This window comes from Thauera aminoaromatica S2 (genome assembly GCF_000310185.1).
GTDB lineage: Bacteria > Pseudomonadota > Gammaproteobacteria > Burkholderiales > Rhodocyclaceae > Thauera > Thauera aminoaromatica.
Genome location: NZ_AMXD01000054.1, coordinates 1 through 23230, shown reverse-complemented (window position 1 = coordinate 23230; position 23230 = coordinate 1). Strand labels below are relative to the sequence as shown.

Genomic DNA, 23230 nt, shown 5'->3' with positions numbered 1-23230 from the left:
CTCGAAGGCGGCCTGCCTGCGGGCGAGGCGCCGCGCTGGAGCGGCCGCCTCGCCGCGCTCGAGGTCGGCGGACGTTTCCCCGCCCGTCTGCAGGCGCCGGCCACGCTCGAGCTCGGCGCCGATCGCGTGCGCCTCGGTCGCGTCGAGATCGAGGCCGGCGACAAGGGCCGCATCCGCCTGCTCGAGACCGCCTGGTCGCCGACGCAGAGCGTGCTGCGCGGCGACCTCGCCGGGCTGGTGGTCGAGACCGAACCCCGGCGCCGCGACGGCCGTCCGCGCCGCAACGCCGACCCGCTGAGCCTGGGGGCGCGCTGGGACCTCGCGGTCGGGCGCACGCTGGAGGGCGAGGCGCGCGTGTTCCGCGAATCCGGCGACATCAGCGTGGAGGGCGAGCTGCGTACCCGGCTCGGCCTGGAGAAGCTCGAGGCGGTGCTGAACGCGCGCGGCGATCGCATCGACCTCGCCGTCGACGTGCAGGGCAAGGAGCTCGGCAGCGTGCAGGGCGAGGCCGGGCTGCGCGCGCGACGCGGTGCCGACGGCCTGTGGAGCGTGCCGCCGGCGACCGCGATCCGCGGCGCGGCGCGGATCGACATGCCCTCGCTCGCCTGGCTCGGGCGCCTCTCGCAGGAGAGCGTCGAGCTCGCCGGGCGCATCCGGGGCGACTTCACCGTGGGCGGCACGATCGAGTCGCCGCGTGCGAGCGGCCGCATCGAGGGGCGCGAGCTCGGCTTCACCCTCGTCGACCAGGGCCTGATGCTCGCTGGTGGCGAGCTCGATGTCGACTTCGACCAGGAGCGCGTGCGCCTGGAGCGGCTCGAGTTCGTCTCCGAGAACCGCGTGCGTCCGCGCGAGAATCGCATCCCTTTCGAGCGCCTCACCGCCACGCCCGGGCGCTTCACCGCGCGCGGCGAGCTTGCGCTCGACAGCGGCGCGGGCGATTTCCGCTTCGACGCCGACCGCCTGCCGCTGCTGCAGCGCGACGACCGCTGGATGCTGCTGTCGGGCGGCGGCACGGCGCGCAGCACCTTCGAGTCGCTGGCGCTGGACGCGGAGTTCCGCGCCGACGCCGGCTACCTCGAGTTCGCCGAGGCGCTGCCGCCCAGCCTCTCCGACGACGTCGTCGTGCTCGGGCGTGAGCCCGCACCGGCGCAGCAGGGCGGCGGCTTCGCGGTGAATGCGGATGTCAGCGTCGGCCTCGGCGACGCGCTCTACCTCTCGGCGCTCGGCCTCGAGACGCGGCTCGCCGGCGGGCTGCGCATCCGCCTGCAGCCGGGGCGGCCGCTGTCGGCGGTGGGCACGATCGAGACCGTGGGCGGCGGCTACCGCGGCTATGGGCAGAACCTCACCCTGGAACGCGGCCTGATCAACTTCCAGGGCCCGCTCGACGCGCCCGGACTCAACATCGTCGCGCTGCGCAAGGGCCTGGAGGTGGAGGCCGGGGTGGCGATCACCGGCAGCGCCAAGCGCCCGCAGATCAAGCTGGTGTCCGATCCCGAGGTGCCCGACCCCACCAAGCTGTCGTGGATCGTGCTCGGGCGCGCGCCGGACGCCGGCTCCGGCGCCGACCTCGGCCTGCTGCTCCCGGCCGCCGCGGCCCTGCTCGGCGGGCCGGGCGGCGGCATGACCGAGGAGCTCTCGCGCAGCCTCGGCTTCGACTCCTTCTCGATCGGCCAGGGCGAGCTCAACAGCACCACGCGCACGCGCAGCAGCCGGGTGCTCGGCAGCGGTCAGACGGTCTCGGGCGGGCCCTCGGTCGCCGGCCAGGTGCTGAGCCTGGGCAAGCGCCTCGGGCCGGACCTTTTCCTCAACTTCGAGCAGGGCCTGGGCGGGGCCGCCACCCTGGTCAAGCTGACCTACCAGGTCTCGCGCCGCCTGTCGGTGATCGCCCGCGGCGGCACCGACACCGCCCTCGACCTCCAGTACGGCTTCTCCTTCCGTTGAGGCGCGTGGCGGGCGGGGAATGATTCCCCTCCCGTGCGGTCTCTCCGATGCCATGACCAACCCCGATGGAGCGAACAGATGACAGAGAGCAAGAACGATCCGGTACGCGAGACCGCCATCCTGGGCGGGGGCTGTTTCTGGTGCCTGGAGGCGGTGTTCGACCTGGTGGCCGGCGTGGATGAGGTCGTGCCCGGCTATTGTGGCGGCCACGTCGAGCTGCCGAGTTACCGCGACGTGTGCTCCGGCGGCACCGGTCACGCCGAAGTGGTGAAGATCGTGTTCGATCCGGCGAAGGTGAGCTACCGTGAGCTGCTCGACGTCTTCTTCACCATCCACGACCCCACCACGGTCGACCGCCAGGGCAACGACGTGGGCCCGCAGTACCGCTCGGTGATCTTCGCCACCTCCGAGGCGCAGCTGCACACCGCGCTCGCCACCATCGAGGCGCTCGGCGAGCGCCGCGTGTTCCCGAAGGCGATCGTCACCCGGGTCGAGCGTGCGCCGCGCTTCTGGCCGGCCGAGCCGGAGCACCACGACTACTATGTGAACAACAGCGACCAGCCGTATTGCCAGTACGTGGTGGCCCCCAAGATCACGAAATTCCGCAGCCACTTCGACCTGCGCCGCTGGCCCGAAGGCAGCAGGTAGAATGCGCGCTTTCACTCACGGCAGGAGAACGGCATGACCCAGACCACCACCGCCAGCGGGCTCGTCATCGATGAACTCGAGCTCGGCAGCGGCGATACCGCCGAGAAGGGCCGCATGGTGTCGGTGCATTACACCGGCTGGCTCACCGACGGGCGCAAGTTCGACTCGAGCAAGGATCGCAACGATCCCTTCGTCTTCCCGCTCGGCGCCGGCCACGTGATCCGCGGCTGGGACGAGGGCGTGCAGGGCATGCAGGTGGGCGGCAAGCGCAAGCTCACCATCCCGCCCGAGCTCGGCTACGGCGCGCGCGGCGCCGGCGGCGTGATCCCGCCCAACGCCACCCTGGTGTTCGAGGTCGAACTGCTCAAGGTGCTGTGATCCCTCGCGGGGGCGGGCGCCCCCGCCGCGAGGCGGCGCGGCCGCCTCGCCATCGACACCAGGAGAACCCGGCGTTTCGAGCCGGGCAAGGCAGGGAGACATGAAACTCGACCCGGCGCAGCGTCACATCCTGACCCTGCTGCAAAAGGACTCCACCCTCAGCACGCAGGCGCTCGCCGACAAGGTCGGCATGTCGCCGACGCCGTGTTGGCGGCGTGTGCGCGAGATGGAGGAGGCGGGCGTGATCCGCGGCTACGTCGCGCTGGTCGACCGCCACAAGGTGGGCCTGGGCACCTGCGTGTGGGTGCGCGTCAAGCTCAAGCAGCACAGCGCCGACGTGCTCGATCGCTTCGAGCGCGTGGTCAAGGCCTGCGAGCAGGTAGTGGAGTGCTACGAGCTGCTCGGCGAGACCGACTGCCTGCTCAAGCTCTACCTGCCGAACCTCGAGGCCTTGTCGGTGTTCATGCACGAATTCCTGCTCAAGATCCCCGAGATCGACGTCACCCATTCCGCGGTGGCCCTGCGCGAGATCAAGAACGAGACCGCCCTGCCGCTGTGAGGCGGGCAGGGCGGTCGCGGTGTCGGCACGATGCAGGCTTCGCGCCGCGCTTGCTGGAGCGCCGGATCGCGACTCGCGTCGCTCCTACGGGCGAGGCAGGATCGCGACTCGCGTCGCTCCTACGGGCAGGGCGGAATCGCGACTCGCGTCGCTCCTACGGGCGCGGCTGGACGCGCCGCGATTTTGTAGGAGCGACGCAAGTCGCGATCGGTGCGTCGGTTCCTACAGGTTGCTCCAGAACACGAACAGCACGCCCACCGGCGCGACGTAGCGCGACAGCAGGGTCCACAAGCCGAATGTGGCATCGCCAAGGCCCAGTTCCGCCTTCACGCCCTGCTGGTCCAGCTTCCACGCCGCGAACACGATTGCACCCAGGCCGGCGAGCGGCAGCATGAACTTGCTGGTCGCATAGTCGAGCAGGTCGAAGATGTTCATGCCGAGCAGCTTGACGTCGCTCCACACGTTGAAGGACAGCAGCGCGGCGATGCCCAGCGCCCAGATGGTGATGCCGGCGATCAGCGTGGCGGCGACGCGGCCGAGCGGGGTGCGCTCCTCGATCAGCTCCACCACCGGCTCGAGCAGCGAGATCGACGAGGTCAGCGCGGCGAAGGTCAGCAGCAGGAAGAACAGTGCGCCGATGACCAGGCCGCCGCCCATGTGGCCGAAGGCCAGCGGCAGGGTCACGAACACCAGGCCGGGGCCGGCCGCGGGGTCCAGGCCGTTGGCGAACACGATCGGGAAGATCGCCATGCCGGCGCACAGCGCGAACACCGTGTCCATGATCACCACGGTGCGCGCGGCGCGCAGCAGGTTCACCTCCTGCCCGAGGTAGGAGCCGTAGGCCATCATGATGCCCATGCCCAGCGACAGGGTGAAGAAGGCGTGGCCGAGCGCGGCGAGCAGCACCTTGCCGTCGAGCTTGCTCCAGTCCGGGTTGAAGAGGTAGGCGAGGCCCTGGCCGAAGCTGCCGGTGGTCATCGCGTAGCCGACCAGCACCAGCAGGATCACCCCGAGCGCCGGCATCATCAGCTTGGTGCCGCGCTCCAGGCCGGCGGACACGCCGAGCGCCACGACGACGACGGTGAGCAGCATGAAGATCGAGTGCCAGGTCAGCAGCTCGGCCGGGCGGGCGAGGAAGCCCTCGAAGGCGCCGCCGATCGCCGCCTTGTCCAGGCCGATGAAGGCGCCGGTGGCGGCGTCGCGCATGTAGGCCAGCGCCCAGCCGCCGATCACCGAGTAGAAGGACAGGATCAGGAAGGCGGCGAGCACGCCGATCGCGCCCACCACGGCCCAGTTGGTGCTGTGGCCGTTGTCGCGCGCGACCTGGGCCATGGTGTTGATCGGGTTCTTCTGCCCGCGCCGGCCGATCATCCACTCCGCGACCAGAATGGGCACGCCGATGAAGGCGATGCAGGCCAGGTAGACCAGCACGAAGGCGGCGCCGCCGCTCTGGCCGACCATGTAGGGAAACTTCCAGATGTTGCCGAGGCCGACGGCGGAGCCGGTGGCGGCGAGCACGAAGCCCATCCGCGACGACCATTGGCTGTGTGCGTGCTTGGCCATGTCAGCGTTCCCTGCGGAGAGTGGGTGCGACGGGGGCGTGCGGCCGCGCGGGGGCGGCGCCGCGGGTGGCGGCGTTCGGGTTCATGCAGGTCTCCTCGGATCGTTTCACGCTCGTGGCGTGTGGAGGGAAAAGGCGCGGATTCTAAACGTCCGAGGCCTGCCGCCCAAGCGGGGATGCCTGCGCCGCGACGTGTGCGGATCCGTGCCGACCCCTTTTGTGGTCGCCGGACGGTTGGGTCCGGATGGCGCGCATCGTACGGCTTGATGCGTGAAATAATTTTTCTTATATCGGCGTCCGCAGCCCCGATTGCGCAAAATCTTTTCCGCCGCTCGCCCTAGCATGTGCATCCACGAGCGCCGCAGGCCGAGCCGGCCGCGGTTGCGCACCGACCCACCCGCAGAGGAGACCACGCCGACCCGCCGGCAGCCCGCGCCAGACGCGCAGGCCTGCCGACCGGCGGCGGTTCACGCCACCATGTCGAACATCGCCCCCACCGTCAGCCTCGACGATAAATACACCCTCAAGACCGGCCGCGCCTGGATGACCGGCATCCAGGCCCTGGTACGCCTGCCGATGATGCAGAAGCTGCGCGACGAGGCCGCCGGCCTGAACACCGCCGGCTTCGTCACCGGCTACCGCGGCTCGCCGCTCGGCAGCGTCGACCAGGAGTTCTGGAAGGCGAAGCGCTTCCTCGAGCCGATGAACATCCGCTTCCAGCCCGGGCTCAACGAGGACCTCGCCGCGACCTCGGTGTGGGGCACGCAGCAGCTCGGCCTCGACCCCAACGCCAAGGTCGATGGCGTGTTCTCCATCTGGTACGGCAAGGGACCCGGCGTGGACCGGACCTGCGACGTCTTCCGCCACGCCAACGCCGCCGGCACCTCGCAGCATGGCGGCGTGCTGGTGATCGCCGGCGACGACCACGCCGCCAAGTCCTCGACCCTGCCGCACCAGACCGAGCACGTGTTCAAGGCGCTGATGATGCCGGTGCTCGCCCCCGCCGGCATCCAGGAATACCTGGAGTACGGCCTGCACGGTTTCGCGATGTCGCGCTACTCGGGCTGCTGGGTGGCGTTCAAGGCGCTGACCGACACGGTCGAGACCTCGTCCTCGGTCGACATCGATCCCTTCCGCGTGGACATCCGGATCCCGAGCGCGCAAGAGTTCCCGCTGCCGCTCGACGGCCTCAACCTGCGCTGGCCCGACCCCCCGCTGGTGCAGGAGGAGCGCCTGCTCCACCACAAGCTCTACGCCGCGCTCGCCTACGGCCGCAAGAACGGGCTGGACCGCATGGTCATCGACCCGCCGCAGGCGCGCCTGGGCATCCTCACCAGCGGCAAGAGCTACCTCGACGTGCGCCAGGCGCTCGACGACCTCGGCATCGACGAGGCCACCGCCGCGGCGATCGGCCTGCGCCTGTACAAGGTCGGCATGGTGTGGCCGCTCGACGCCGAGGGCGTGCGCCGCTTCGCCGACGGCCTCGACGAGATCCTCGTGATCGAGGAGAAGCGCCAGTTCCTCGAGTACCAGCTGAAGGAAGAGCTCTATAACTGGAAGGACGAGGTGCGCCCGCGCGTGATCGGCAAGTTCGACGAGAAGGGCGAGTGGAGCCTGCCGCACGCCGACTGGCTGCTGCCCGCCGCCGGCGAGCTCACCCCGGCGATGATCGCGCGCGCGATCGCCGGCCGCATCGCGCGCTTCCACACCTCCGACCGCATCAAGGCGCGGCTCGCCTTCATCGAGGCCAAGGAGGCCGCGCTCGCCAGGCCGCGCCTGTCCATCCAGCGCGTGCCGCATTACTGTTCCGGCTGCCCGCACAACACCTCGACCAAGGTGCCGCAGGGCTCGCGCGCGATTGCCGGCATCGGCTGCCACTACATGGCGACCTGGCTGTCGCCCGAGCACACGCAGACCTTCTGCCAGATGGGTGGGGAGGGCGTGCCCTGGATCGGCCAGGCGCCGTTCACCAACACCCCGCACGTGTTCGCCAACCTCGGCGACGGCACCTACATGCACTCGGGCATCCTCGCCATCCGCGCCGCGGTGGCGGCGAAGGTGAACATCACCTACAAGGTACTCTACAACGACGCGGTGGCGATGACCGGCGGCCAGCCGCACGACGGCACGCTGTCGGTGCCGATCATCGCCCGCCAGCTGCTCGCCGAGGGCGTGGGCACGGTGGTGGTGGTCAACGACGGCACGCCGCGCGCCTACGGCCCGGCCGATCTGCCGCACGGCGTGGCGGTGCGCCACCGCGACGAGCTCGATGCCGTGCAGCGCGAGCTGCGCACCGCGCCGGCCGTCACCGCGATCATCTACGACCAGACCTGCGCCGCCGAGAAGCGCCGCCGCCGCAAGCGCGGCAAGTTCCCCGACCCGGCCAAGCGCGTGGTCATCAACGACCTCGTGTGCGAGGGCTGCGGCGACTGCAGCGACAAGTCGAACTGCATGTCGGTGGGCGCGGTCGAGACCGAGTTCGGCCGCAAGCGCTTCATCGACCAGTCCTCGTGCAACAAGGACTATTCCTGCGTGAAGGGCTTCTGCCCGAGCTTCGTCACCGTCGAGGGTGGCAAGCTTCGGCGTGGCAAGGCGAGCGGCGCGAGCGCCCTCGGCGGCCGTCTCGCGGACGAGCTGCCCGAGCCGCAGCTGCCCGACACCGCCGCGCCCTGGGGCATCCTCATCACCGGTGTCGGCGGCACCGGCGTGGTGACCATCGGCGCGCTGCTCGGCATGGCCGCGCACCTGGAAGGCAAGGGCATCTCGGTGCTCGACATGGCGGGGCTGGCGCAGAAGGGCGGCGCGGTGTGGTCGCACGTGCGCATCGCCGACCGCCAGGAGCAGCTCCACGCCGCGCGCGTCGCCGCCGGCGAGGCCAACGCCGTGATCGGCTGCGACCTCGTGGTGGCGGCCAGTGACGAATCGCTCGCCAAGATGCAGCATGGGCTCACCCGCGTCCTCATCAATCGCGATCAGACCAACACCAGCGAGTTCGTGCGCGGCTTCGCCGCCCAGGCGCGCAGCGGCGATGTGCTCGCCAACCCCGACCCGCAGTTCCCGGCGGCGGCGATGGAGGCACAGATCGTCGACGCGGTCGGTGCGGACAAGGCCGAGTTTCTCGACGCCACCGCGCTCGCCACCGAGCTGCTCGGCGATTCGATCGCCACCAACCTGTTCATGCTCGGCTTCGCCTGGCAGCGCGGCCTGGTGCCGCTTTCGCGGCAGGCGATCGAGCGCGCGATCGAGATCAACGGCACCGCGATCGAGGCCAACAAGGCCGCCTTCCTGTGGGGCCGGCGCGCCGCGGTCGACCTGCGTGCGGTGCGTGAGGCCGCCAAGCCGCGCTTCGGCACGCCCGCGCACCACCGCCTGTCGACCAGCGTCGACGAGCTGATCGCGCGTCGCAAGACCCATCTGACCGACTACCAGGATGCCGCCTACGCCGAGCGCTACCTGCGCCTGGTCGAGCGCGTGCGGGTCGCGGAGGCGAAGGTCGCGCCCGGCATCACCCTGCTGACCGAGGCGGTGGCGCGCGGCTACCACAAGCTGCTCGCCTACAAGGACGAGTACGAGGTCGCGCGCCTGTATACGGACAGCGACTTTCTCGCGCGCGTCGAGGAGCAGTTCGAGGGCGACTACAAGCTCGTCTTCCACCTCGCGCCGCCGATGCTGGCCGACAAGGACCCAGCCAGCGGCGAGCTGAAGAAAAAGGCTTACGGTCCCTGGATGCTGAAGGCGATGCGTGTGCTGGCGAAGCTCCGCCACCTGCGCGGATCGAGGCTCGACCCCTTCGCCCGCAGCCACGACCGCAAGCTCGACCGCGAGCTGATCGCCGACTACGAGCGTGTGGTCGACGAGATCGTCGTCAACCTCGACCGCGCCAACCACGAGGCCGCGATCGAGCTGGCGGCCCTCCCCGAGCAGATCCGCGGCTACGGCCACGTGCGCGAGCGCTACCTCGCCGGCGCACGCAGGCGCCAGGCCGCGCTGCTGGAGGACTTCCGCCACCGCCGCGCACCGGGCACGCCGCTCGCCACCAAGGCGCGCAAGACCATCGCGATCATCCCGGGCTGAGGCACGCCGCCGTATTCGCGACTTGCGTCGCTCCTACGAAGATCGCCGCGCTGGCGCAGGCGCTGTGGGAGCGACGCCAGTCGCGATCGACGATCGCGAATCGAGCGCGGTACAGACCGGCAGCGCCGTAATCGCGACTGGCGTCGCTCCTACGGAAAACCGGCGCGCTTCCGGAGGTGCCGGTGGGAGCGACGCAAGTCGCGATCGACGATCGCGAATCGAGCGCGGTGCAGAACGGCAGCGCCGTAATCGCGACTGGCGTCGCTCCTACGGAAAACCGGCGCGCTTCCGGAGGTGCCGGTGGGAGCGACGCAAGTCGCGATCGACGATCGTGAATCGAGCGCGGTGCAGAACGGCAGCGCCGTAATCGCGACTGGCGTCGCTCCTACGGAAAACCGGCGCGCTGGCGGAGGCGCTGTGGGAGCGACGCAAGTCGCGATCGACGGCGAACCGGAACCCCTCTTCACCCCTGCCGCAGCGCCGGCGTCGCCACCCCTGGCGCCGGGACTGCGGAAATCATCCACGTTCCCACAAGGAAGGAGACACAGCATGGCCGTATTTTCCCTGAGCGACTTCGCCGACCACGAGCAGGTGGTCTTCGTCAGCGACGACAAGAGCGGACTGAAGGCGATCATCGCCGTCCACAATTCCAACCTCGGCCCCGCGCTCGGCGGCTGCCGCATGTGGCCCTATGCCAGCGAGGAGGAGGCGGTGCGCGACGTGCTGCGCCTGTCGCGCGGCATGACCTACAAGTCGGCGATGGCCAGGCTCAAGCTCGGTGGCGGCAAGTCGGTGATCATCGGCAACCCGCGTACCGACAAGACGCCCGCGCTGCTCGCCGCCTTCGCGCGCGCGCTCGAGCAGCTGAACGGCCGCTACATCGCCGCCGAGGACTCCGGCACCAGCGTTGCCGACATGAAGTACATGACGCAGTTCACCCGTCACGTCGCCGGCATCCACGACAAGCCTTCGGACGAGGGCACGCGCAGCGGCGACCCGTCGCCGGCCACCGCCTACGGCACCTTCGTCGGCATCCAGACGGCGGTGAAGGAGCGTCTCGGCCGCGACTCGCTCGAAGGCCTGCGCGTGGCCGTGCAGGGCGTGGGCAACGTCGGCTTCGATCTCGCCCGCCAGCTCGGGGAGGCGGGCGTGAAATTGTGGGTCACCGACATTCACCGCGAGCCGCTGGTGCAGGCGGGCAAGGAACTGGGTGCCACCGTGGTCGCGCCGGAGGAGATCTTCGGGCTCGACGTCGATGTGTTCGCGCCCTGCGCGCTCGGCGCCATCCTGAACGATTCGACCATCCCGCAGCTGAAGGCGAAGATCGTCGCCGGCGCCGCCAACAACCAGCTCGCCGAGCCCCGCCACGGCCTCGAGCTGATGAAGCGCGGCATCCTCTATGCGCCCGACTACGTCATCAACGCCGGCGGCATCATCGACGTGTATCACGAGCGCATCGGCTTCGAGCGCGCCGCACTGATCCGCCACATCGAGGGGATCCGCGACAACCTCATGGAAGTCTTCGAGCGCGCGCGCGAGGAGGAACGTCCCACCGCCGAGGTCGCCGACGCGATCGCCGAGGAGCGCTTCCGGCGCTGAGCCGCGGGCGTCGCGCGGGGCGGTTGCACGGCACGGCACGTCCACCATGCCCCGAGCGAAGGCACGATCGAACGCTCGGAGGCGTTCGGATCGCGCCCGGGCACGGCAAAGAACGCCTCCGGGCATTCGGCCATGCCCGAGGCTCGGTGCAGCCCCCAGCGGCCCGGCCGTGCGCGTCCCTGTGCTGCGCGCGCGAGGCATCGTCTTGCGCTTGCCGATGCGCCTGCATGCAGTGCGAATGCGAATGGCTCGCGCTGCCGTTCGCATCCATCCTTGCCTTTCGTATTTTCCCGCATATATTGACGTAAGAGTTCCGCCCGTCGTGATGGCGGCCGCCCAGGCAAGGCCTGGCGGCCCGGGTCCGTTCCCCAGGACCGCGCACCACGCCATGACGCCGACTCGGGACGGCGGACCTTCGTGCACGCATTCGCGGCGGTTTCACGCCCATAACGATAAAGGGGGGTCGGCAGTGAGACACCATTCATCCGGGGCGAGGCCCGGGACGCTCCCTCCCGGCCGTGCCCTGGTCGCGGCCTCGATGCTGGTGGCCGGCGTTCCTGCGGGCGCGCAGGACATGCGCCTGAACATGACGCGCGGCGCCACCGAGCTCAGCCGGCAGGTCTTCGACCTGCACATGACCATCTTCTACATCTGCGTCGCCATCGCGCTGGTCGTGTTCGGCCTGATGTTCTGGTCCATCGTGCGTCACCGCAAGGCCAGGGGGGCAGTGCCGGCGCAGTTCCATGGCAGCCTGAAGGTCGAGATCCTGTGGACCGCGATCCCGGTTCTGATCCTCGTGGCGATGGCGGTTCCGGCCACCCGCACGCTGATCGCGATGGAAGACACTTCCGCATCCGAGCTCACCGTGCTGGTGACCGGTTCGCAGTGGAAGTGGCACTACAAGTACCTCGACTACCCGATCGAGTTCTACTCGGTGCTCGCCACGCCGCGCGCGCAGATCGCCAACGCGGCGGACAAGACGCCGGACTACCTGAGGGCGGTGGACAAGCCGCTGGTGCTGCCCAGTGGCAAGAAGGTGCGCTTCCTGCTGACCGCCGACGACGTCATCCACTCGTGGTGGGTACCCGACTTCGCGATCAAGAAGGACGCGGTGCCCGGCTTCATCAACGAGACCTGGGCGCGCATCGACAAGCCCGGCTTGTACTACGGCAAGTGCGCCGAACTGTGCGGGCGCGACCACGGCTTCATGCCGGTGGCGGTCGAGGTGAAGACGCCCGCGGACTTCGAGGCCTGGGCGGCGCAGCAGGTGGCCGCCGCCGAGCAGGCCAAGGCCGAGGCCGAGAGCGCCGGACCGATGAGCATGGACGAACAGATGGCGCTCGGCCGGCAGGTCTATGAGCGGGCCTGTGTCGCCTGCCACCAGGCCGGCGGCGAGGGCCTGCCCGGCGTGTTCCCGGCATTGAAGGGCAGCGCGATCGCCACCGGCGAGCCGGCGGCCCACCTCCACATCGTGCTGTTCGGCAAGACCGGCACCGCGATGCAGGCTTTCGGCAAGCAGCTCGGTGTCAAGGAGCTGGCCGCGGTCATCACGTACGAGCGCAACGCCTGGGGCAACGCCAAGGGCGACCAGGTGCAGCCGGCCGACATCGCGGCCGCGATCGCGAAGGGGGAGTGAGTCATGAGCACCCAGGTCACCGGCACCCTCGATGCACACGGCGCTGCAGGGCGTCCGCGCGACCACGACCACAAGCCGCGCGGCCTCGCGCGCTGGCTGTTCAGCACCAACCACAAGGACATCGGCACGCTCTACCTGCTGTTCTCGCTCGCCATGCTGTTCACCGGCGGCAGCCTGGCGATGGTGATCCGCGCCGAGCTCTTCCAGCCCGGGCTGCAGTTCGTCGATCCGCACTTCTTCAACCAGATGACGACGGTGCACGGCCTGGTGATGGTGTTCGGCGCGGTGATGCCGGCCTTCGTCGGCCTGGCGAACTGGATGATCCCGCTGATGATCGGCGCTCCCGACATGGCGCTGCCGCGGATCAACAACTGGAGCTTCTGGATCCTGCCGTGCGCGTTCGCGATCCTGCTGTCCACGCTGTTCATGGAAGGCGGCGCGCCGGCCGCCGGATGGACCTTCTACGCGCCGCTGTCGACCAAGTACAGCGGAGATTCGACCGCCTTCTTCGTGCTCGCGGTGCACCTGATGGGGGTGTCCTCGATCATGGGGGCGATCAACGTCATCGTCACCATCTGGAACATGCGCGCGCCGGGCATGGGCTGGATGAAGCTGCCGCTGTTCGTGTGGACCTGGCTGATCACCGCCTTCCTGCTCATCGCGGTGATGCCGGTGCTGGCCGGCGTGGTCACCATGGTGCTGACCGACAAGTACTTCGGCACCAGCTTCTTCGACGCCGCGGGCGGCGGCGACCCGGTGATGTTCCAGCACATCTTCTGGTTCTTCGGCCATCCGGAGGTGTACATCATGATCCTCCCGGCCTTCGGCATCGTCTCCACCATCATCCCCACCTTCGCGCGCAAGCCGCTGTTCGGCTACGAGTCGATGGTGATCGCCACTGCCAGCATCGCCTTCCTGTCCTTCATCGTGTGGGGTCACCACATGTTCACCACCGGCATGCCGGTGGTCGCCGAGCTGTTCTTCATGTATGCCACCATGCTGATCGCCGTGCCCACCGGAGTGAAGGTGTTCAACTGGGTGGCGACGATGTGGCGCGGCTCGATGACTTTCGAGGTGCCGATGATGTTCTCGCTCGCCTTCATCGTGCTGTTCACCATCGGCGGCTTCTCCGGGCTGATGCTGGCCATCATCCCCGCCGACTTCCAGTACCAGGACACCTACTTCGTCGTCGCCCACTTCCACTACGTGCTGGTGACCGGCGCGGTGTTCGGCATCATCGCCGCGGTGTACTACTGGATCCCGAAGTGGACCGGCGTGATGTACGACGAGCGCCTCGCCCAGGTGCACTTCTGGTGCTCGCTGGTGTCGGTGAACATGCTGTTCTTCCCGATGCACTTCGTCGGCCTCGCCGGCATGCCGCGGCGCATTCCCGACTACGCGCTGCAGTTCGCCGACCTCAACGCCTTCATGAGCATCGGCGGCTTCCTGTTCGGCCTGTCGCAGCTGCTCTTCCTGTGGGGCGTGGTGCGCTGCATGCGCGGCATCGGCGACAAGGCCACCGATCGCGTGTGGGAGGGCGCACAGGGGCTGGAGTGGGAGGTGCCGTCGCCCGCGCCTTACCACACCTTCGACACTCCGCCGGTGGTCAAGTGAGCGCACGGCGGCACAGGGAGGACGCGAGATGTCTGCCCACCGTAGTTTGATCAACAAGCTGCTGCTGGCCTGTGCGGCGATGTTCGCCTTCGGCTTCGCGCTCGTGCCGCTGTACGACGTGTTCTGCGACATCACCGGCATCAACGGCAAGACCGACAAGGTGGCGGCGGCGGCCCCGGACCGCGTCGACCGCGGGCGCGAGGTCAGCGTCGAGTTCCTAGCCACCCACGACCCCGCGGTGGCGGTGGACTTCGCGCCCGAGACCGCGCGCCTGCGGCTCAACCCGGGGGAGCTGCAGCTCGTGTCCTTCGTGGTCGAGAACCGCAGCGACCAGCCGATCGTGACCACCGCCGTACCCTCGGTGTCGCCCGGCGAGGCCGCCCGCCACTTCATGAAGATCGAATGCTTCTGCTTCCAGGAGCAGCCGCTGGCGCCGGGCGAGCGCAAGCTCATGCCGGTGCAGTTCTACGTCGATCCGGAACTGCCCGAGCGTTTCAAGAACCTGACGCTGTCGTATCGCCTGTATCGCAGCGTCGGCCAGCGCGCGAGCCGCTGACGCGGCGCGGCCCGGGCGCGCGCGACCGCAGCAAGGGAGAAGCACCATGGCGACGACCACGCATCAGAAGTACTACGTCCCGCACGACAGCGCCTGGCCGATCGTCGGGGCGCTCGCCCTGCTGCTGATCGGCTACGGCGCGGCGACCTGGATCAGCCAGCTCGACCAGCCCGAGGCGCGTAGCGGCCCCTGGGTGTTCGGCGCTGGCTTCGCGCTGCTGGTGGTGACGCTGTTCGGCTGGTTCGGCAAGGTCATCGACGAATCGCAGCGCGGGCTCTACAGCGCGCAGCTCGAGCGTTCCTTCCGCCAGTGCATGAGCTGGTTCATCTTCTCCGAGGTCATGTTCTTCCTCGCCTTCTTCGGCGCGCTGTTCTATGCGCGCGTGGTGGCGGTGCCGTGGCTGGACGGCGCCGGCGACAACGCGATGACCGCCGCGATCCTGTGGCCGAATTTCGAGGCCGCCTGGCCGCTGCTCCAGACCCCCGGCGGCACCGCGACCCAGGCCATGCCATGGACCGGCATTCCGCTGCTCAACACCCTGATCCTGCTCGCCTCGTCGGTGACGCTGCAGGTGGCGCACGTGGCGATCGAGCAGGGCAAGCGCCTGCGCCTGAAGCTCTTCCTGTCGATCACCGTGCTGCTCGGCGTGGTGTTCCTGTTCCTGCAGGGCTACGAGTACATGCACGCCTATCGGGATCTCGGCCTGCGCCTGGATTCGGGCGTGTATGGCAACACCTTCTACCTGCTCACCGGCTTCCACGGCCTGCACGTGACCATCGGCGCGCTGATCCTGCTCGTGATGCTGCTGCGCATCGTGATCAAGGACCACTTCACCGCCCAGCGCCACTTCGGTTTTCAGGCCGCGGCGTGGTACTGGCATTTCGTGGACGTGGTGTGGCTCAACCTCTTCGTCTTCGTCTATGTGCTGTGAGGCCCGGCCATGCGGACTCAGTACGGACGTGCATGCGGCGTGATCACCCCGGTGGCGAGCAGCACCAGCAGCAGCCCCAGCACTGCCGCCGAGAACGCCAGCCGGCGGCCGAGGAACTTCGACATCGGCGGGGCGCTGCCGTCGCCCTTCAGCATCACGTACAGCGCCTGGAACAGGCTGACGACGACCAGCACGAGCAGCACGACGATGACGAGCTTGAAGGCCATGGGTGAGCTCCGGCGGAGGACCGATGAAGATTAGCGCGTTCGGCCACGCCTGGGTGCTGCGCTGGCGATGGATGCTCGCGGTGCTCGCGATCGCCGCGCTGCCGGCAGGCCTGTCGGCGTGGCAATGGCAGCGCGGCGAGGACAAGGCCGCCACGCTGGCGCGGATCGCGCGGTGGGCGAGCGAGGGCGCGGTGGGCCTGGACGGTCTCGGTGCGCGTACCGATGCGGCACAGATCGACGGCATGGTGCTCGACTTCGAGGCGCGCTGGATCGCGCCGATGGTGTGGCTGGTGGATAACCGCGTCGTCGACCGCAGGCCGGGTTACGACGTGGTGATCGCGGTCGAGGACATCGGCGCGGCCCGCGTCGCCGGCAGCCGCAACGCCCCGGCGCGGGCGGCGCTGGTGAATCTCGGCTGGATCGCGGCCGAGGGCGGACGCGAGGTGCTGCCGACGCCGGTCATCCCGTCGCAGTTGCGCGTGCACGGCCTCTTGCGCACCGAGCTTGGCGGCCTGCTGCTCGGCACCAACCTAGAGGACCACGGGCATTGGCCGATGCGCATCCAGCGCGCGGACCCGGCGCAACTCGCGGTCTGGCTGGCGGTGCCTCTGGCGCCGGGGCTGATCTACCAGCAGCAGGCCTCGCCCTTCCATATCCATTACCGGCCGGTGGTGCTGCCGCCCGCGCGCCACCGCGCCTACGCGCTGCAATGGGGCCTGCTCGCACTCGCGGTGGTCGCCGTCGCGCTGGCTGCGAGCGCACGCCGGGTGCCGGCCGTTTCAGGGGAGATCGCGCATGAGCAGCCGTAAGTTCTTCAGCCTCTTCGTGCTCTGTGCGCTGGTCCCGCTGGCGGCGGCGTGGGCGAGCCTGCGCTGGGGCTGGTTTTCCGCCGCGCCGACCGTCAATCACGGCGAGTGGCTGACGCAGGAGCTGCGGCTGCTGCCGGCGCCGGAACGTGGCGGCGGGCGCTGGCATCTGGTCTACGTGCCGGCGGCGGAGGGCGAGCCGGCGTGCGCGGAGGAGGGCGGGGCGGGCACTCCCGCGTCCCGCTGCGCGCAGGCACTGCGGATCCTGCAGCAGCTTCACGCCGGCCTCGGCCGCAAGCAGGCGCGGGTGCAGGCGCTGGTGCTGGCGGTGGAGAGCCCGGTCGTGCGCGCGCGCTTTCCGCACGTCGAATGGCAGGCCGCGCAGGTCGGCGATGTCGAGGTCCAGGGGCGGATCGTGCTGGTCGATCCGCGCGGCCTCGCCCTGCTGCGCTACGCGGTCGAGCCCGGCCCGCAGCAGGCGCAGCGGGTGGCGGGCGACATCCGCAGCGACCTGCTGCGCCTGATGAACTACGAGCGCAGCGGTGTGTGAGGAGAGGGCGATGACGCGCGTGCGCTGGCTGGTGGATGCAACCCTGGTGCTCGCCCTGGCGGTGATCGCGCTCGGCGCCTACACCCGGCTCACCGACGCCGGGCTGGGCTGCCCCGACTGGCCGGGTTGCTACGGACGGCTGACGCCGCCGGTGCATGACGAGCACATCGCGGCGGCGCAGGCGCGCTTCCCCGCTGCGCAGGTCGATCCCTTCAAGGCGCGCAACGAGATGGTGCACCGCTACCTCGCCGGCCTGCTCGGGCTGTGCGTGCTGGCGATCTTCGCGGTCTCGCGCCGCCTGCCGCGCGGGCGCGGGTTGGCCGCGGCGCTGCTGGCGCTGGTGGTGTTGCAGGCCGCGCTCGGCATGTGGACGGTGACGCTGAGCCTGATGCCGGTGGTGGTGGTGGCGCACCTCTTCGGCGGCTTCGCGCTGCTGTCGATGCTGGCGCTGCTGCGCGTCGAGCTCGGCCACGACCGCCCCGAGCCTGCCCGGCCCGCCGAGCCCGGGCTTGTCCGGCTGCTGCCGCTGGCCTGGCTCGCCGTCGTCGTGCTGCTGGCGCAGATCGCGCTCGGCGGCTGGACCTCGGCCAACTACGCAGCGGCGGTGTGCCATCAACTGCCTTTGTGCGAAAGCGGCTGGAGCGCGCGGTTCTCGCTGCGCGCCGCCTTCGGTTTGCCGCTGGGACACGAGACCTACGAGTTCGGCGTGCTGCCCTACGAGGCCCGGATGAGCATCCACGTGCTCCACCGCATCGGTGCACTGGTGGCCACCGCCGTGCTCGCCAGCCTGGTGCTGCTGTGCCGGCGTCGGGCGGCGAGCGTGCGCCTGCGCCGGCTCGCGGCGGCGGTCGGCGCCTTGCTGGTGCTGCAGGTGACGCTCGGCCTGGTCAACGTCGTCGGCCAGGTACCGCTCTTCAATGCGGTCGCCCACAACCTGACCGCGGCCTGCCTGCTGGCCGCCCTGGTGCTGCTGGTGCGGCAGATCCGGGTGAACGCGGCTCGAGGGGCGGGTGCCCGAGGACGGGCGTGGGCGGGACCTTCGCACGGGGGAGCGCTCGAGGGCCCGCTAAGGGCCCGCTGAGGGCTCGATGAGGGCTCGCGAGCGGCTTGCCGGAGAGTGGCGCGCGATCTCGGGCGGCAAGGCCCGACGGAGAGAGGCAGGGGAGGCGGACATGGACGGCTACAAGCGAATTCCGACGGCGGCAGGCAGCCTGGGCGAGGCGCTCGCGCTCGGTCGCGCGTTCTGGCAGCTCACCAAGCCGCGCGTGGTGGCGCTGCTGGTGCTGACCGCCTGGGTGGGCATGATGCTCGCCACCACCGGGCTGCCCGACTTCGCGCGCATGCTGGTGGCGAGCCTGGGCATCGCCATGGTGTCAGGCGCGGCGGCGGCCTTCAATCACGTGCTCGACCACAAGATCGACGCCCGCATGGCGCGTACCCGGCTGCGTCCGCTGCCCAGCGGGCGCCTGAGCGGCGCGCAGGCGCTGGGCTTCGCGTGCGCGCTCGCCGCGGCGGGCTTCGTGCTGCTGCTGGTGGAGGTCAATGCGCTCACCGCGTGGCTGACGCTGGCCGGGCTGTTCGGCTACGCGGTCGTCTACACCGTGTTCCTCAAGCGCGCCACCCCCCAGAACATCGTCATCGGCGGGGTCGCGGGCGCGCTGCCGCCGGTGCTGGGATGGACGGCGATGACGGGCACGGTCGGCGCCGAGGCCTGGCTGCTGATGATGATCGTCTTCACGTGGACCCCGCCACACTTCTGGGCGCTGGCCATCCACCGCGTCGAAGACTACCGCCGCGCCGGCCTGCCGATGCTGCCGGTCACCCATGGCATCGAGTTCACCCGCACGCTGGTGCTGCTCTACACCGTGCTGCTGCTTGCAGTGTGCCTGCTGCCGTATCTGGTGGGGATGAGCGGGCCGTTCTACCTGGCGGGCAGCCTGGCCCTGAACCTGCGGTTCCTGCACCACGCCTGGCGGCTCAAGTTCGCTCCGCGCGCCGACACGGCGATCCGCACCTTCCGCTTCTCGATCACCCACCTGATGATGCTGTTCCTCGTGCTGCTGGCGGACCACTATCTGTGATCGAGGATCAGCCCGCTTCGGCGACCAGCTGCAGGATCGCCGCCCCGTAGTGCTCCAGCTTGCGATCGCCCACGCCGCTGATGCCGGCCAGCTCCGCCAGCGTGTGCGGACGGGCGATGGCGATCTCGCGCAGCGTCGCGTCCTGGAAGACCACGTAGGCCGGCACGTTGCGCTCCTTGGCGGTGGCGAAGCGCCAGGCGCGCAGGCGGTCGAAGAGCGTGGTGGGGATGCCGTCGGGGATATCCAGGCTTGCGCCGCTGCGCCGCCGGGCGCGGCTGCGGCTGCGCTCGGGCTCCAGGCGCAGGTGGAACTCGGCCTCGCCGCGCAGCAGCGGGCGGGCCGCGTCGGTGAGGCGCAGCGCGTTGTAGCGCTCGTGGTCCACCGCGACCAACTCGCGCGCGACGAGCTGGCGGAACACCGTGCGCCAGCGCTTCTCGTCGAGCTCGCTGCCGATGCCGAAGGTGGTGATGTCCTGGTGGCGGCGCTCGACCACCTTTTCGGTGAGCTCGCCGCGCAGCACGTCGATCAGGTGGCCGGCGCCGTAGCGCTGGCCGGTGCGGAATACGCAGCTCAAGGCCTTGCGCGCCGCCTCGGTGGCGTCCCACGTCTGCGGCGGGTGCAGGCAGTTGTCGCAGTTGCCGCAGGGGGTCGATTGTTCACCGAAGTAGGCAAGGAGGTGCTGGCGGCGGCAGTCGGTGGCCTCGACCAGGCCGACCAGCACGTCGAGCCGGTTGCGCGCGAGGCGCTTGAACTCCTCGTTCGCCTCCGACTCGTCGATCATGCGGCGCTGCTGCACCACGTCCTGCGCGCCCCAGGCCATCCAGGCCTGCGCCGGCAGGCCGTCGCGCCCCGCGCGGCCGGTCTCCTGGTAATAGCCCTCGATCGAGCGCGGCAGGTCCAGATGGGCGACGAAGCGCACGTCGGGCTTGTCGATGCCCATGCCGAAGGCGATCGTCGCCACCATGATCAGCCCGTCCTCGCGCAGGAAGCGGCTCTGGTGCTCGGCGCGGATCTCCTGCGTCATGCCGGCGTGGTAGGGCAGGGCGGCGAGGCCCTGCTCCTGCAGCCAGGCGGCGGTCTCCTCGACCTTGCGCCGCGACAGGCAATACACGATGCCGGCCTGGCCGGGACATTCCTCGCGGATGAAGTCGAGCAGCTGGCGGCGCGGGTCGTTCTTCTCGACGATGGTGTAGCGGATGTTGGGGCGGTCGAAGCTGGAGACGAAGCGGCGCGCCGCCTGCAGGTTGAGGCGCTCGGCGATCTCCTCGCGGGTCTGGCGGTCGGCGGTGGCGGTGAGCGCGATGCGCGGGATGGCCGGGTAGCGCTCGGGCAGGATGGAGAGCTGCAGGTACTCGGGGCGGAAGTCGTGGCCCCACTGCGACACGCAGTGCGCCTCGTCGATCGCGAACAGCGAGAGCCGACCGGTGTCACGCAGGTGGTCGAGCTGGTCGAGGAAGCGCGGTGTCATCAGGCGCTCGGGGGCGACGTAGAGCAGCTCGAGCTCGCCGTCCCAGAGCGCGCGCTCCACCGCGCGCGCGCGCTCCATGTCCAGGCTGGAGTTGAGGAAGGCGGCGCGCACGCCGGCCTCGACCAGCGCGCTCACCTGGTCCTGCATCAGCGCGATCAACGGCGACACCACGATCGCGGTGCCGTGGCGCAGCAGCGCCGGGATCTGGTAGCACAGCGACTTGCCGCCACCGGTCGGCATCAGCACCAGCGCGTCGCCGCCGCCAGCCACGTGCTCGACGATTTCCCCCTGCTCGCCGCGGAAGGCGGGGTAGCCGAAGACGTGCTCGAGCACGCGATGCGCGGCGTCGCCGAGGGGAACGTCGCGCTGGTCGAACGTGGTCGGGGGGGGCGTGCGTGGTTCGCCGGGCAGGCGGGGGAAGTCGGTGGGCATGGCGCGCATTTTACCGCGCCGGGTCTCGTCCGATGACACGGACCGGTGGCAGCCGGGCGTCTGCGACGCCCGGGCCCGCATCCGTCATTCCTCGAGGACGACCTTCTTGTATTCCTTGAGGGCCTTGGTCCACCAATTGAAGGAGTCCTCGATGTTCTTGGCGCTGACGCCGTAGTCGAGGTTCACCTCCATCTCCAGGTTCGGATCACCGTCCTTGTCGAGGTAAGCCTTGCCGAAGCGCTTGGTCCGGTTCCAGTCGTTGATCTTCTCCAGCGAGACCTTGGGGCCGCTCCAGCTGGCGGAGAACTGGATGTCGTCGCAGTCGGCGCCCTTCACGCAGCCGTAGAAATAAATGCCGTATTTCGTGCCCTCGATCCGTCCGGTGATGCGCGGATCCCCCTGGCTGTCCTTGTCGAGCTCGGCGGAGCCGAATCCTCGGGCGATCTCGTAGAGGCGTTCAGGCTTGGTCGCGTCGATCAGCGCGTCGGCGAACGCGGGACCGGCTGCTGCGCTCAGCAGGGCGCAAAAAAACAGACTTCCCTTCGAAAGTCCCTTCATGGAATCACTCCTGTTGTGGAAACACGGGCGGTGGCGCATCCGGCAGAAGCGCGCGCCCTGACGGACGCGCGCGAGCGCAAGAATATGCTTGCGAGATTCTACGGGGCGGCTTGGCGCGGATGCCGTGAAGTTTTACCGCACATGAACCCGGAATAGGCCCGTCGTCAGCGGGCGCGCGCACGGTCGCAGGGCGCGTGCGGCGCTCAGGCGCTCGCCTTGCGCCATTCCTGCAGCGCCGCCAGCGTGTCCGCCAGGTCGCCTACCACACGGATGCCCGGCAGGCGCTTCTGCTTGTCGCGGACCGCGCCGCCGCCGGCCCAGATCCCGATTTCCTCCGGCAGCAGCGCGCGCAGCTCGAGCAAGCCGTCGATCGCCTGGCGTGCCGGATAGGCGATGCTGAAGGACAGCCCGACGATGTCGAAACCTCCACCCACCGCCGCGCTGCGGATGTCCGCGAGCGGCGTGCGCGTGCCGAGCGACAGGCAGCTCGCGCCCTCCGGCACCAGCATCGCCTCCGCCATCAGCAGGCCGAGCACATGCTCCTCCTCGGGGAAGGTCGTCAGCAGCACGCGCGGTCGGCCTTCGCTCGCGGCATGCGCGCCGATCGCGCTGCGCAGCAGGTTCTGCACCTGCTCGGTGAACAGATGTTCCTCGGGAACATCCACCTCGCCGCGCATCCACGCCTCGCCCACCGCCGCCGCCAGCGGCGCCACCGTCTCGGCGACGAAGCGCTGCAGCCCCTGCTTCATCAGCGCCTGGCGCAGTGCAGCGGCGAGCTCCACGCTGCGATGCAGGCGCACGAGCTGCAGCAGACCGTCGTCGCGACCGGCAGGCGTGCCGCCCTCCGGGCACAGGCAGGAATCGAGCATCGAAGACAGCTCCTCGACGCTTGCGCCCACGATCCGGGCCGGTCGACGGCCGTGGTCGAGCAGGCGGCGGATCATGCGCAGCTTCTCCACCTGGTCGGACGGGTAGACACGCTCGCCGTTGGCGTCGCGCGTCGGCGCAGGGAAGCCGTAACGCCGCTCCCACACCCTCAGAGTGTCCTTCGCCAGGCCCGTGTCGCGTTCGACGGCAGCGATGCTGAAGGCGGTTTCAGACGGGTTCGGGGCGTTCATCGGCAGCAGCTTTCGGGAGATGGTCGTTAAGAGGATGGTAGGCGGGAGAGTTTATTTTGTCCAGGACAAATGAGGCGCCGACGCTGGAGGCGACTTCATTTTCCGACCGCGATGCATGCGCCCACGCCCCCAATCGATCGGCGCTCACTCCACCCCGTTCTCTCCCGCCTTTTCCTCCGCCTGCTGCGGCGTCAGGTCGCCGTCCAGTACCGCCAGCATGCGCGCCGCCTTGGCCACCTGCTCGATCGCGCGGCGCTCCAGGCTGGCCAGGCGCAGCCAGTCCTGCAGCGTGCGAATGTCGATGCGGGCGTGCGCACCCTCCAGCAGCAGCGCCTCCTTGAAGGCCTGGTAGCGCAGCTCCGCCTCCTCCAGCCGCACCTCGACCGCCGGCGCGGAGAAGTCCTCGCGCGCCGCGTCCGCGCTCGCGGCCAGCGCCCCGGTGGCCTGGCGGAAGGCCGCGGCGATCGGCTCGAGCTCGCTGCCCGGCGGCGCG

The 23230-nt window shown here is 69.7% G+C and carries 19 protein-coding genes and 1 pseudogene; 14 read left to right on the top strand and 6 right to left on the bottom strand.

Going from position 1 to position 23230, the window contains the following annotated elements:
* The 4 genes from C665_RS10200 to C665_RS10185 form a co-directional block, all read left to right on the top strand.
* Positions 1-1941: translocation/assembly module TamB domain-containing protein (locus C665_RS10200; RefSeq protein WP_004307888.1), on the top strand; the 1941-nt coding region annotated here is incomplete at its 5' end.
* A 78-nt stretch (positions 1942-2019) separates the two neighbouring features.
* Positions 2020-2589 (top strand): peptide-methionine (S)-S-oxide reductase MsrA, encoded by a 570-nt coding sequence (msrA, locus tag C665_RS10195; protein WP_004307886.1) that lies wholly within the window; start codon positions 2020-2022, stop codon positions 2587-2589.
* Between the two features lie 33 nt (positions 2590-2622).
* A complete protein-coding gene (locus C665_RS10190) occupies positions 2623-2967 on the top strand; it encodes an FKBP-type peptidyl-prolyl cis-trans isomerase (protein WP_004307885.1) in 345 nt (114 codons plus the stop codon).
* A 100-nt stretch (positions 2968-3067) separates the two neighbouring features.
* Complete coding sequence (locus C665_RS10185) at positions 3068-3526, top strand: Lrp/AsnC family transcriptional regulator (protein ID WP_004307883.1); 459 nt, start codon at positions 3068-3070, stop codon at positions 3524-3526.
* Positions 3527-3748: 222 nt separating this feature from the next.
* On the opposite strand, the gene C665_RS10180 is transcribed toward C665_RS10185, so the two are convergent.
* Entirely contained in the window at positions 3749-5089 is a 1341-nt protein-coding gene (locus C665_RS10180) for a sodium-dependent transporter (RefSeq protein ID WP_004307881.1), read from the bottom strand.
* A 475-nt stretch (positions 5090-5564) separates the two neighbouring features.
* On the opposite strand from C665_RS10180, the gene C665_RS10175 reads away from it, so the two are divergent.
* The 6 genes from C665_RS10175 to C665_RS10150 all read left to right on the top strand — a co-directional run bounded on the left by C665_RS10175 (position 5565) and on the right by C665_RS10150 (position 15497).
* Positions 5565-9161 (top strand): indolepyruvate ferredoxin oxidoreductase family protein, encoded by a 3597-nt coding sequence (locus C665_RS10175; RefSeq protein ID WP_004307879.1) that lies wholly within the window; start codon positions 5565-5567, stop codon positions 9159-9161.
* Positions 9162-9710: 549 nt separating this feature from the next.
* Complete coding sequence (locus C665_RS10170) at positions 9711-10760, top strand: Glu/Leu/Phe/Val dehydrogenase dimerization domain-containing protein (RefSeq protein ID WP_004307877.1); 1050 nt, start codon at positions 9711-9713, stop codon at positions 10758-10760.
* Between the two features lie 574 nt (positions 10761-11334).
* Positions 11335-12396: a cytochrome c oxidase subunit II gene (gene coxB / locus C665_RS10165; protein WP_083768720.1), complete on the top strand. Its 1062-nt coding sequence runs from the start codon at positions 11335-11337 to the stop codon at positions 12394-12396.
* Between the two features lie 3 nt (positions 12397-12399).
* The gene (ctaD, locus tag C665_RS10160) at positions 12400-14010 is read left to right on the top strand and encodes a cytochrome c oxidase subunit I (protein WP_004307874.1); all 1611 of its coding nucleotides are present in this window, start codon (positions 12400-12402) and stop codon (positions 14008-14010) included.
* 28 nt (positions 14011-14038) lie between these two features.
* Positions 14039-14566, top strand: a complete 528-nt coding sequence (locus tag C665_RS10155; RefSeq protein ID WP_012584807.1) for a cytochrome c oxidase assembly protein — start codon at positions 14039-14041, stop codon at positions 14564-14566.
* Positions 14567-14612: 46 nt separating this feature from the next.
* On the top strand, positions 14613-15497 hold the full coding sequence (locus C665_RS10150; RefSeq protein WP_004307870.1) for a cytochrome c oxidase subunit 3: 885 nt from the start codon (positions 14613-14615) through the stop codon (positions 15495-15497).
* A gap of 17 nt (positions 15498-15514) precedes the next feature.
* Here the strand turns inward: C665_RS10150 and C665_RS10145 are convergent, their stop codons facing one another.
* The gene (locus C665_RS10145) at positions 15515-15724 is read right to left on the bottom strand and encodes a DUF2909 domain-containing protein (RefSeq protein WP_004307868.1); all 210 of its coding nucleotides are present in this window, start codon (positions 15722-15724) and stop codon (positions 15515-15517) included.
* Positions 15725-15747: 23 nt separating this feature from the next.
* On the opposite strand from C665_RS10145, the gene C665_RS10140 reads away from it, so the two are divergent.
* From C665_RS10140 to cyoE, 4 genes are all read left to right on the top strand, one after another.
* A complete protein-coding gene (locus C665_RS10140; RefSeq protein ID WP_004307865.1) occupies positions 15748-16533 on the top strand; it encodes an SURF1 family protein in 786 nt (261 codons plus the stop codon).
* Positions 16520-17080 carry a redox-active disulfide-containing membrane protein gene (locus C665_RS10135; RefSeq protein ID WP_004307863.1) on the top strand — a complete coding sequence of 187 codons (561 nt, stop codon included), beginning with the start codon at positions 16520-16522 and terminating at the stop codon, positions 17078-17080. The genes C665_RS10140 and C665_RS10135 overlap by 14 nt, the downstream gene beginning before the upstream one ends.
* A gap of 10 nt (positions 17081-17090) precedes the next feature.
* On the top strand, positions 17091-18161 hold the full coding sequence (locus C665_RS10130; protein ID WP_004307862.1) for a COX15/CtaA family protein: 1071 nt from the start codon (positions 17091-17093) through the stop codon (positions 18159-18161).
* A gap of 91 nt (positions 18162-18252) precedes the next feature.
* Entirely contained in the window at positions 18253-19161 is a 909-nt protein-coding gene (cyoE, locus tag C665_RS10125; protein WP_004307860.1) for a heme o synthase, read from the top strand.
* A gap of 7 nt (positions 19162-19168) precedes the next feature.
* On the opposite strand, the gene recQ is transcribed toward cyoE, so the two are convergent.
* The 4 genes and pseudogenes from recQ to C665_RS10105 form a co-directional block, all read right to left on the bottom strand.
* Positions 19169-21061: a DNA helicase RecQ gene (gene recQ / locus C665_RS10120; RefSeq protein WP_370695902.1), complete on the bottom strand. Its 1893-nt coding sequence runs from the start codon at positions 21059-21061 to the stop codon at positions 19169-19171.
* A gap of 84 nt (positions 21062-21145) precedes the next feature.
* The gene (locus tag C665_RS10115; protein ID WP_004307858.1) at positions 21146-21619 is read right to left on the bottom strand and encodes a YbjN domain-containing protein; all 474 of its coding nucleotides are present in this window, start codon (positions 21617-21619) and stop codon (positions 21146-21148) included.
* Between the two features lie 203 nt (positions 21620-21822).
* Positions 21823-22737 (bottom strand): MerR family transcriptional regulator, encoded by a 915-nt coding sequence (locus C665_RS10110; RefSeq protein ID WP_004307857.1) that lies wholly within the window; start codon positions 22735-22737, stop codon positions 21823-21825.
* Positions 22738-22881: 144 nt separating this feature from the next.
* Positions 22882-23230, bottom strand: a pseudogene (locus C665_RS10105) (Na/Pi cotransporter family protein); the annotation flags it as partial.

Excerpts from the sequence above, each read along its gene's own strand:
- msrA (WP_004307886.1), top strand. The coding sequence starts at position 2,020 with ATGACAGAGAGCAAGAACGATCCGGTACGCGAGACCGCCATCCTGGGC.
- C665_RS10190 (WP_004307885.1), top strand. The coding sequence starts at position 2,623 with ATGACCCAGACCACCACCGCCAGCGGGCTCGTCATCGATGAACTCGAG.
- C665_RS10185 (WP_004307883.1), top strand. The coding sequence starts at position 3,068 with ATGAAACTCGACCCGGCGCAGCGTCACATCCTGACCCTGCTGCAAAAG.
- C665_RS10180 (WP_004307881.1), bottom strand. The coding sequence starts at position 5,089 with ATGGCCAAGCACGCACACAGCCAATGGTCGTCGCGGATGGGCTTCGTG.
- C665_RS10175 (WP_004307879.1), top strand. The coding sequence starts at position 5,565 with ATGTCGAACATCGCCCCCACCGTCAGCCTCGACGATAAATACACCCTC.
- C665_RS10170 (WP_004307877.1), top strand. The coding sequence starts at position 9,711 with ATGGCCGTATTTTCCCTGAGCGACTTCGCCGACCACGAGCAGGTGGTC.
- coxB (WP_083768720.1), top strand. The coding sequence starts at position 11,335 with ATGCGCCTGAACATGACGCGCGGCGCCACCGAGCTCAGCCGGCAGGTC.
- ctaD (WP_004307874.1), top strand. The coding sequence starts at position 12,400 with ATGAGCACCCAGGTCACCGGCACCCTCGATGCACACGGCGCTGCAGGG.
- C665_RS10155 (WP_012584807.1), top strand. The coding sequence starts at position 14,039 with ATGTCTGCCCACCGTAGTTTGATCAACAAGCTGCTGCTGGCCTGTGCG.
- C665_RS10150 (WP_004307870.1), top strand. The coding sequence starts at position 14,613 with ATGGCGACGACCACGCATCAGAAGTACTACGTCCCGCACGACAGCGCC.
- C665_RS10145 (WP_004307868.1), bottom strand. The coding sequence starts at position 15,724 with ATGGCCTTCAAGCTCGTCATCGTCGTGCTGCTCGTGCTGGTCGTCGTC.
- C665_RS10140 (WP_004307865.1), top strand. The coding sequence starts at position 15,748 with ATGAAGATTAGCGCGTTCGGCCACGCCTGGGTGCTGCGCTGGCGATGG.
- C665_RS10135 (WP_004307863.1), top strand. The coding sequence starts at position 16,520 with ATGAGCAGCCGTAAGTTCTTCAGCCTCTTCGTGCTCTGTGCGCTGGTC.
- C665_RS10130 (WP_004307862.1), top strand. The coding sequence starts at position 17,091 with ATGACGCGCGTGCGCTGGCTGGTGGATGCAACCCTGGTGCTCGCCCTG.
- cyoE (WP_004307860.1), top strand. The coding sequence starts at position 18,253 with ATGGACGGCTACAAGCGAATTCCGACGGCGGCAGGCAGCCTGGGCGAG.
- recQ (WP_370695902.1), bottom strand. The coding sequence starts at position 21,061 with ATGCCCACCGACTTCCCCCGCCTGCCCGGCGAACCACGCACGCCCCCC.
- C665_RS10115 (WP_004307858.1), bottom strand. The coding sequence starts at position 21,619 with ATGAAGGGACTTTCGAAGGGAAGTCTGTTTTTTTGCGCCCTGCTGAGC.
- C665_RS10110 (WP_004307857.1), bottom strand. The coding sequence starts at position 22,737 with ATGAACGCCCCGAACCCGTCTGAAACCGCCTTCAGCATCGCTGCCGTC.